This is a genomic window from Streptomyces sp. adm13(2018) (assembly GCF_008042145.1).
GTDB lineage: Bacteria > Actinomycetota > Actinomycetes > Streptomycetales > Streptomycetaceae > Streptomyces.
In genome coordinates this window covers 1-1301 of the sequence record NZ_RDBH01000325.1, presented here as the reverse complement: position 1 = coordinate 1301, position 1301 = coordinate 1, and the positions used below count along the sequence as shown (strand labels likewise).

1 protein-coding gene is annotated in these 1301 nt (G+C 71.8%); it reads right to left on the bottom strand.

Annotated elements, in window-relative coordinates; translation table 11 throughout:
• Nucleotides 1–1301 (bottom strand): acyltransferase domain-containing protein (locus tag EAO70_RS37200; protein WP_148007176.1); only part of this gene is annotated, 1301 nt, incomplete at both ends.

The window sequence follows — 1301 nt, the reverse complement described above, 5'->3', positions numbered from 1 at the left end:
ACGACGGTGGAGGAGGGTCCGTTGACGGCGGCGACGGAGATCTGTCCGTGCCAGGTGGTGAGGATGTCTTCGGTCTGGGTCTCGGGGATGCTGAGCCAGGCCATGCCGCCGCCTCCGGAGAGGGCGCGGAGGGCCTTGGAGCGGAGGGCGATGATGCGGGCGCCGTCGTCGAGGGTGAGGCCTTCGGCGACGACGGCGGCGGCTATCTCGCCCTGGGAGTGGCCGATGACGGCGGTGGGGTTGACGCCGCTGGCGCGCCAGAGGGCGGCGAGGGCGATCATCATGGCCCAGGAGGCGGGCTGGACGACGTCGACCCGGTCGAGGCCGGGGGCGTCGTTCTCGGCGCGCAGGACGTCGGTGAGGGACCAGTCGACGAAGGGCGCGAGAGCGGTCTCGCAGTCGGCGATGGTCTGGGCGAAGACGGGCGAGGTGTCGAGGAGTTCGACGGCCATCCCCGCCCACTGCGCACCCTGACCGGGGAACACGAACACGGCCCGGGAGACGGACACGCCGTTCTCACCGTCGACCTCGCGCGAGGCGAGCGCGTCGAGACCGGCGAGGAGCCCGTCCCTGCCCTCGGCTCCGGGGACCACGGCCCGGGACTCGAAGGCGGAGCGCTTGGCCGCCAGCGAGAACGCCACATCGGCCGGGCGGAGTTCGGGCCGTGTACGGACGTACTCGGCCAGCCGTCCCGCAGTATCGGCCAGCGCCTCGGCCGAGCGCGCCGACAACGTCCACGGCAGGGCCGCGCCGTCCAGCCCGCCCGTCCCGTCCGTCGCCTCGTCCTCGGCGGCCGGTCGGGTGGTGGGGGCTTCGGCGAGGATGACGTGGGCGTTGGTGCCGCTGATGCCGAAGGAGGAGACGCCGGCGTGTCGGGTGCGGTCTTCGGTGGCGGGCCAGGGTCGGGGCTGGGTGAGGACTTCGACGCCGCCGGTTTCCCATTCGACGAGTTCGCTGGGCTTGCTGACGTTGAGGGTGGCGGGAAGCTGTTCCTGCCGGAGAGCCATCACCATTTTGATGACGCCGCCGACGCCTGCGGCCGCTTGTGCGTGGCCGAGGTTGGATTTGAGGGAGCCGAGCATGAGGGGCTGGTCGTCGGGGCGCTGGTTGCCGTAGGTGGCGAGGAGTGCTTGGGCTTCGATGGGGTCGCCGAGGACGGTTCCGGTGCCGTGGGCTTCGACGGCGTCGACGTCGGAGAAGGAGATTCCTGCGTCGGTGACGGCGGCGCGGATGACGCGTTCCTGTGCGGGTCCGCTGGGGGCGGTGAGTCCGTTGGAGGCGCCGTCCTGGTTGACGGCGGT